At 72.8% G+C, this 8,074-nt stretch carries 5 protein-coding genes; 3 read left to right on the top strand and 2 right to left on the bottom strand.

Annotated elements, in window-relative coordinates; translation table 11 throughout:
* Nucleotides 1–206 precede the first annotated feature (206 nt).
* A complete protein-coding gene (lon, locus tag FGF04_RS13560; RefSeq protein WP_149511558.1) occupies nt 207–2,624 on the top strand; it encodes an endopeptidase La in 2,418 nt (805 codons plus the stop codon).
* Nucleotides 2,625–2,760: 136 nt separating this feature from the next.
* Here the strand turns inward: lon and FGF04_RS13555 are convergent, their stop codons facing one another.
* Nucleotides 2,761–3,603 carry a lysozyme gene (locus tag FGF04_RS13555; RefSeq protein WP_149511557.1) on the bottom strand — a complete coding sequence of 281 codons (843 nt, stop codon included), beginning with the start codon at nt 3,601–3,603 and terminating at the stop codon, nt 2,761–2,763.
* 227 nt (nt 3,604–3,830) lie between these two features.
* Here FGF04_RS13555 and FGF04_RS13550 point away from each other — a divergent pair, with 227 nt between their 5' ends.
* Entirely contained in the window at nt 3,831–4,322 is a 492-nt protein-coding gene (locus tag FGF04_RS13550; protein ID WP_149512255.1) for a MarR family winged helix-turn-helix transcriptional regulator, read from the top strand.
* 135 nt (nt 4,323–4,457) lie between these two features.
* On the opposite strand, the gene FGF04_RS13545 is transcribed toward FGF04_RS13550, so the two are convergent.
* Nucleotides 4,458–5,243, bottom strand: a complete 786-nt coding sequence (locus FGF04_RS13545) for a protein phosphatase 2C domain-containing protein (protein ID WP_149511556.1) — start codon at nt 5,241–5,243, stop codon at nt 4,458–4,460.
* 354 nt (nt 5,244–5,597) lie between these two features.
* Here FGF04_RS13545 and FGF04_RS13540 point away from each other — a divergent pair.
* The coding region (locus tag FGF04_RS13540) for a nitrate- and nitrite sensing domain-containing protein (protein ID WP_149512254.1) at nt 5,598–8,074 on the top strand (2,477 nt) is incomplete at its 3' end.

The raw sequence follows: 8,074 nt of genomic DNA, 5'->3' as shown, positions 1-8,074 counted from the left end.
GCCGGAGGGGACCCGGCGGCGTACCTGGGACGCGGGAGCCCGTCCCGACGTTCGACCGGCGAACGCGCCGGACGTCGTGCCTGGTCATGAGCGTCGGACGGGCATCCTCCCAGGTGATCGCTCACAGCGAACAGGGGGTGGGGAACAATCGCGGGCTCATGTGCATTGAGTCGGCATAGCTCAACTTGAGTGCTGAAGGGAAGATCATGGCTTTGACGTCCGAACTGCTCACCCTGCCCGTGCTGCCGCTCGACGACGAGGTCGTGCTGCCCGGCATGGTGGTGCCCCTGGACCTGAACGACGCCGATGTACGCGCCGCGGTAGAGGCCGCCCAGGCCGCCGCCCGTTCCACCGGTGCCAGCAAGCCGAAGGTGCTGCTTGTTCCGCGGATCGACGGCACGTACGCGAACACGGGGGTGCTCGGCACGGTCGAGCAGGTGGGACGCCTCGCCGACGGCGACCCCGGTGCCCTGATCCGCGGCCGTGCCCGGGTGCGTGTCGGTGCCGGTACGACCGGGCCCGGCGCGGCCCTGTGGGTGGAGGGCACGCAGGTCGACGAGACCGTGCCCGACCCGCTGCCCGGCTCCGTGACCGAGCTGGTCAAGGAGTACAAGGCGCTGGCCACCAACTGGCTGAAGAAGCGTGGCGCCTGGCAGGTCGTGGACCGCGTCCAGCAGATCGACGACGTGTCCGCGCTCGCCGACAACAGCGGCTACTCGCCGTTCCTGACGACCGCCCAGAAGGTGGAGCTCCTGGAGACCACCGACCCGGTGGCCCGGCTGAAGCTCGCCACCGAACACCTGCGCGAGCACCTCGCCGAGCAGGACGTCGCCGAGTCCATCGCCAAGGACGTGCAGGAAGGCGTGGACAAGCAGCAGCGCGAGTTCCTGCTGCGGCGGCAGCTGGACGCCGTCCGCAAGGAGCTGCGCGAGCTGAACGGCGAGGCCGAGGGTGAGGAGTCCGACGACTACCGGGCCCGCGTCGAGGCCGCCGACCTCCCCGAGAAGGTCCGCGAGGCCGCCCTCAAGGAGGTCGAGAAGCTGGAGCGCTCCAGCGACCAGTCGCCCGAGGGCTCCTGGATCCGCACCTGGCTCGACACGGTGCTGGAACTGCCGTGGAACGAGCGCACCGAGGACGCGTACGACATCCAGGGCGCCAAGTCGGTCCTGGACGCCGAGCACGCCGGCCTGGAGGACGTGAAGGAGCGGATCACCGAGTACCTGGCGGTCCGCAAGCGGCGCAACGACCGCGGCCTCGGGGTCGTGGGCGGCCGGCGCGGCGGTGCCGTGCTCGCGCTCGTCGGGCCTCCCGGCGTCGGCAAGACCTCGCTCGGCGAGTCCGTCGCCCACGCCATGGGCCGCAAGTTCGTCCGCGTCGCCCTCGGCGGCGTACGGGACGAGGCGGAGATCCGCGGCCACCGGCGTACGTACGTCGGCGCGCTGCCCGGCCGGATCGTACGGGCGATCAAGGAGGCCGGGTCCATGAACCCGGTGGTCCTGCTCGACGAGATCGACAAGGTCGGCTCCGACTTCCGGGGCGACCCGGCGGCGGCCCTCCTCGAAGTCCTCGACCCGGCCCAGAACCACACCTTCCGGGACCACTACCTGGAGGTCGAGCTCGACCTGAGCGACGTGGTCTTCCTGGCCACCGCCAACGTGCTGGAGGCCATCCCGGAGGCCCTGCTCGACCGCATGGAACTGGTGCGGCTCGACGGGTACACCGAGGACGAGAAGGTCGTCATCGCGCGCGACCACCTGCTCCCGCGCCAGCTGGAGCGGGCCGGTCTGGAGCAGGCCGAGGTCACCCTCGACGAGAGCGCGCTGCGCAAGCTGGCCGGCGAGTACACCCGCGAGGCGGGCGTGCGGAACCTGGAGCGGTCCGTCGCACGGCTGCTCCGCAAGGTCGCGGCGCAGCACGAGCTCGGTGAGCGGGAGCTGCCGTTCACGGTGACCGACGCGGACCTGCGCGCCCTCATCGGCAGGCCGCACCACGTGCCCGAGTCCGCCCAGGACCCGGCCGAGCGCCGCACGGCGGTGCCCGGTGTGGCGACCGGCCTCGCGGTCACCGGCGCCGGCGGCGACGTCCTGTTCGTCGAGGCGTCCCTGGCCGACCCGGAGACGGGCGCGGCGGGCCTGACCCTCACCGGCCAGCTGGGTGACGTGATGAAGGAGTCGGCGCAGATCGCGCTCTCCTTCCTGCGCTCCCACGGCGCCGAACTGGAACTGCCGGTCGCCGACCTCAAGGACCGGGGCGTGCACATTCACTTCCCGGCGGGCGCGGTCCCCAAGGACGGCCCGAGCGCGGGCGTCACGATGACGACGGCGCTGGCCTCGCTCCTGTCGGGCCGCCTGGTCCGCACGGACGTGGCCATGACCGGCGAGGTCTCCCTCACCGGCCGGGTGCTGCCGATCGGCGGCGTCAAGCAGAAGCTGCTCGCCGCGCACCGGGCGGGGGTCACCACGGTGATCATCCCCAAGCGCAACGAGGCCGACCTGGACGACGTCCCGGCCGAGGTCCTGGAGAAGCTCGACGTCCACGCGGTGACGGACGTCCGCCAGGTCCTGGAGCTGGCGCTCGCGCCGGCGACCAACGGCGCGGCGACGGAGGTCCCGGTGGCCGCCTGAGCGCGGTCGCGGTGACCTCCCTGGACTCCGGCGGCGGAGTGACGGACGCCGCCGGTCGGGTAAGGCCCGGGCCCCTCTTCGTGAGGGGTCCGGGCCTTCCGCGTGTCTCCGGTCTCCGGTCTCCGGACGGGACGTGTCAGCCGTTGGCCAGGGCCACCACGCGGTCCAGGGCGCCGTTGAACTTGTCGTGGTCGCCGACCGTGGGCCCGGAGGACGTGTACTGCCACATCGTGTAGTAGTCCCAGCCCGCCGGGAGGGTGCCCACCGCCGAGGCGTAGCGGGCGATCCAGAGCGGGTTGCCGGAGGCGAAGCCGGCGTGATTCCCGGTGCACTGGGTCCACCAGCTGGTGGCCGTGTAGATGACGGCGTCCCGGCCGGTCCGGGCCCTGTACTGGTTCAGGAAGTCCCGGATCCAGGTGACCATCGCGCTCTGCGTCTTGCCGTAGCAGGCCGCCCCGTACGGGTTCCACTCGATGTCCAGCGCGCCCGGCAGCGTCCTGCCGTCCCTCGACCAGCCGCCCCCGTGGTCCACGAAGTAGTTGGCCTGGGCGGCGCCGCCCGTCGTGTCGGGGGTCGCGAAGTGGTACGCGCCCCGGATCATGCCGACGTTGTACGAGCCGTTGTACTGCTGGGCGAAATAGGGGTTCGTGTAGTACGTCCCCTCGGTGGCCTTCGTGTAGGCCCACCTGACCCCGCTGCTCCACAGGGTCGACCAGGCGACGTTGCCCTGGTGGCTGCTGACGTCCACGCCCTCCGTCTGGGTGGCGTCGCCGGGGGTCGGCAGACCGCCCTGGCCGTCGTGCGCGACGACCCCCATCCCCATGTACGCGGAGCCGCGGGCCGGGACGTCGGCCGCCCGGGCCGGGTGGACGAGGAGGAGGGAGCAGGCGAGGAGCAGGACGCCCACCGCCCGGAGGCGCGCCACGGGGTGGCCGAGCGCGCGCGAGCGGTGTGCCGTTCCGGATCTGTGCACGGACATGTACGTGCCTCCCGAGGGCTCGGTGGTGCTCCGAGATGGTGCTCGTGAGAATGGCGTGGGCATGCCATGCGGGTGTGTGGTGCAGAAGCTACGGGCGGGGGCGGGTGGCGGAAAGAGGGTCCGGAGGCTGCCGTTGGTCTATTCCTGCGAAATACTGGCCGAGCTGCGGTAATGGCGGTCTTTGGCGGAAACTTTCAGGATCGGGAAACCGGGTCATGGGTGCTGACGTGCACGAGGGCGGTAACGGCGAGGGGCACCGGGCGGGAGCCGGCGGCCCGGACAGTGGTGTGGACCAGGAGTTCCTCGCGCTCGAACGGGAGTTGACCGTACTCCTGCGGCGGGCCCGGGCGTCCTCCGGCGAGATGGTCCGCGAGGTCCATCCCGACCTGGAGTCCTCCGCGTACGGGCTGCTGGTGCGGCTGGAGGAGCGGGGGCGGCAGCGGGCCACCGKGCTGGCCGGGTACATCGGGGTCGGCAAGGCCACGATGTCGCGGCAGCTGCGGGCGCTGGAGGAGATCGGGCTGGTCGCCCGGGAGCCGGATCCCGCCGACGGGCGGGCGTGGCTGGTGCACCTCACCGATGAGGGGCGGGAGCGGTTCCGGACCGTGCGGGACGCTCGGCGGGCGCGGTACGTCAGTGAGCTCGCCAGCTGGGACCGGGGGGAGGTGGCTGAGCTGGCGCGGTTGTTGCAGCGGTTGAATCGGGGGGTTGAGGGGTGAGTTGTCGGGTGCGGGTCCCGTCGTGGCCGGTCGCGCAGTTCCCCGCGCCCCTGGAACGGCTGGGGTCGTGTGTCGGGTGCCGGTCCCGTCGTGGCCGGTCGCGCAGTTCCCCGCGTCCCTAAAAGGGGCTGGTGTTTACAGCTCCACGTGTACGACCGTGGCGTCGTCGTGGGTTTTTGAGGTGCGCAGGAATCTGCGGGTCGTGTCCGACCGTTCCAGGGTGCGGACCCTGGTGATCAGGGATTCCGCGCCCTCCTTCCGGACCAGGGTCGCCAGGTCCGTCCAGGTGCCCTCGGCGAACTTCTCCACCCAGCGGGCCGCGCCGTCCGTGAGGGCCGTCAGGGTGCGGACCCCGGCGCGGGGCAGGGTGCCCGTGACGGCGCGGTCCGCGACCGCCGGATCCGCCGCGGCCGTGAAGAAACCGCCCTCCTTGTTGCGCAGGGCCGTGTCGACCACGGCGTGCGAGGTCAGCATCGCGCGCGGCACACGGGCGAGGCGGTCGTCCAGGACGGCGGTCACCTCGCCGGAGGGCGCCCCGACGAGGAGCACCGAGTCGGAGAGGACCAGGTACTCGACGGACTCCGGCGACCAGCGGGCCAGCACCACGGTTGCCTGTGGGGTACGCGGGTGAGAAAGGTCACAAGTTGTCCGGTGCGCGTCGGCGGTGCGTGCGATGGCGCGGGACAGGACCTCGGACAGCGTCAGATCCCGTCGTGAAACGGACAGTTCGCCCAGCGCGCCCCCCAGCCGGGCGGTGAACCAGGGGACGGAATGAAGACAACCGTGGTCGGCCGCGGGAGGTGTCACGCCGTCCAGGACGACGATCGAACCGCCCTGCCCGGAAGCGGGAAGCCCTACCGACGCGTAGTCCTCGTCGGGGCGGGCGGGGTCACCGGGTACCGAGATCAGTTCCGAGCGCATCCGGCCAGTCTGCACGAGCCCTTCACAAGCTCCGCCAAAGGGCTCCGGGCGCCCTCGATTTGACCGGACCAGCAGGTCAGGCGCCTGTTTTGCGGCGTATCACCGCCTCCGGCGGGGCGTGGCGGCGAATCTTGCCACCGGTCCCGGTGGACGTCCAACCGACCTGCCGTGCAAGGGTGTCGCATGCGCCGCGGGAACTTGCCCGGCCGCTCGTCGGCGATGTTCACTCCTTCGTGTGGCGGGTCAGGCGATGCGCGACCACTGCCCACCGGCACTGGGAAGGTCGGGAGCCGTACCGGGACGACCAGCGAGTTGACGGTTCGTCACCCGGGCCCATGGGGACACGAGTCAAGAATGCGAGCACCGGTGCAGAAAACGCGGCCTCGGCGCAAGGGCAGGCAGTCGGCCTCGGGTGAAGCCTCCGGGCCCACCACGAACACCCCGGCACCGCAGAACACCCCGGACCCCGCTGGACGCGGTCGTCCCACGCATGTGCGCAACCGGCTGATCGTCGCCGTCGCCGTGGTGGCTGCGGCCATCGCGGGCGCGGGCGCTCCGTCCGTGATCGCCGCCTCCGGGGAGCTGAACGACTCCCAGAACCTGGTGACGTCCGCCGAGCGGACCCGGGACGCGCTGGCCCTCGCCCACTCGCTGGCCGACGAACGCGACGAGGTCACCGCCTTCCTCGCGGCCGGCCGGCCCAAGGGCGCCGGGCCCTCCGAGCGCCGCAGCGCCCGCGTGGACCGCCAGGTGGACGAGCTGCGCGCGGAGGCCGTCGAGGCGGACGCCCCCGCGTCCTTCGTCGAGACGCTCGACGGCATCGCCGCCGTCCGCCGGGCGGCGCTCACCGGCGAGAGCGGTGCCCTCGAAGCGCACCGGGCCTACTCGGCCGTCCTCACCGAACTCCACCGGCTCGCCGAGGAGCTGGCCGAGGACCTGCCGCCCCGCGCGGGCTCCGGCGCGCACGCCCTCGCCGACCTCGACACCGCCGTCCAGCAGGCCGCCTCGGCCCGCGGTCTGCTCCTCGCGGCGCTGAGCGTGCCCACCAGCACGCAGACCACCATCGACCCGGTCACCGGTCTGCCCGCGACCACGACCACCTCCTCGGCCGCCCAGACCAAGGAGCGCGACGCGCTCACCGCCGCGGCCCAGCAGGCCAACGTGCGCGAGCAGGCGGCCCTCGCCGACTTCGCCGGCACCGCGCCCAAGGCCGACCGCGCCTCCTACGACTCCACGGTCAACGGGCCCGACGTCGCGGCCGCCGAGAAGTACCTCGCCAAGCTGGCGGACGGGCCGACGCTCTCCGGCTCCGAACTGGCCACCGACACCAAGAAGCTGGACGCGGCGCTCTCCGCCCGCGTCGAGTCGATGCGCGGCGTCGAGGCGTCCCTCAACGCGCAGCGCGCGAAGGACCTGGCCGCGCTGCGCGACGACGACGTCACCGCGCTGGAGATCCGGGTCGCGGTCCTCGGCGCGCTGATGCTGCTCGCCGTCGGTGTCGCCACCGGGATGGCCCGGTCGCTCACGCGCCCGCTCTCCGTCCTGCGCCGCGGCTCCGCGCGCCTGGCCGCCGAACCGGGCACCGGGGAGCCGGTCAAGTTCACCGGCCGCAAGGACGAGTTCGCCCAGGTGGTGAACTCCGTCAACGCGCTCCACGCGCACGCCGTCGCGCTGAACGAGCGGATCGCCACCCTGGAGGACGAGCGCAAGCGCCTCGTCGGCCAGCGCCAGAAGATGGCCGACGAGCGCGACAGGTTCCGTACGGAGCTCGCCGAGGCCACCGCCGGCCTGGCCCAGGTCCGCCAGAGCATCCACGGCACCTTCGTCAGCCTCGCCCTGCGCACGCTGGGCCTGGTCGAGCGCCAGCTCGGCGTCATCGAGGGCCTGGAGGAGCGCGAGCAGGACCCCGAGCGCCTCGCGACCCTGTTCCGGCTCGACCACTTCGCCACCGTCATGCGCCGCCACAGCGAGAACCTGCTGGTCCTCGCGGGCGCCGAGCACGGCCACCAGCACCCCGGGCCCGTCCCGCTGGTCGACGTCGTCCGCGCGGCCGTCAGCGAGGTCGAGCGCTACGAGCGCGTACGCATCTCCTCGCTGCCGCCGTACGCGCACCTCGCCGGGTTCGCGGCGGACGACATCAGCCACCTGGTGGCCGAACTCCTGGAGAACGCCTCGTCGTTCTCGCCGCCCGACATCCCCGTGGAGGTCTCGGGCTGGCTCCTGGAGAGCGGCGAGGTCATGCTCTCCGTCCAGGACGAGGGCATCGGCATGACCAGCGAGCGGCTCGCCCGGCTCAACGCCCGCCTCGCCTCCTTCGACCCGGAGGACACCTACGACGAGGAGAGCGGCGAGGGCCTCGGGCTCGGGCTGTACGTGGTGGCCCGGCTCGCCCACCGGCACGGCGTGCGGGTGCAGTTGCGCGAGCAGAAGCAGGGCGGGGTGACGGCCGTCGTGGTCCTGCCCAAGGGCCTGCTCGCCGCCGCGCCCACGGTGGCCGTCCCGTCGGACACCACCGCCCGCCCGGCGCAGGGCGCCGCCGCGATGTCCCTCCCCGGGGCGGACGCCGAGGTCAACTCCAACGTCCTGTACGGCCGCCCGGGCCGCGATCCCCTGATCGAGGCGGCGGAGGACACCCTGCGCGGGGCCGACGGGGCCGGGGGCCCTGCGGAGCCCGGCACGACGGGTTCCCCCGACACGGCTGGCGCCGAGTCAACGGCCGACACCGATGCCGGGCCTGCAGCCGACACCAATGCGGAGCCCGCGGCCGACACCGACGCCGGGCCGACGGCAGACGCCGACGCCACGACCACGGCCGACGCCGAGCCCGCACC

The organism is Streptomyces apricus (genome assembly GCF_008369065.1).
Lineage (GTDB): Bacteria > Actinomycetota > Actinomycetes > Streptomycetales > Streptomycetaceae > Streptomyces > Streptomyces apricus.
This window is presented reverse-complemented; position numbering and strand designations above follow the sequence as displayed.

What these genes read in the sequence shown, in the direction of transcription:
- lon (WP_149511558.1), top strand. Translation starts at nt 207, where the DNA reads ATGGCTTTGACGTCCGAACTGCTCACCCTGCCCGTGCTGCCGCTCGAC.
- FGF04_RS13555 (WP_149511557.1), bottom strand. Translation starts at nt 3,603, where the DNA reads ATGTCCGTGCACAGATCCGGAACGGCACACCGCTCGCGCGCGCTCGGC.
- FGF04_RS13545 (WP_149511556.1), bottom strand. Translation starts at nt 5,243, where the DNA reads ATGCGCTCGGAACTGATCTCGGTACCCGGTGACCCCGCCCGCCCCGAC.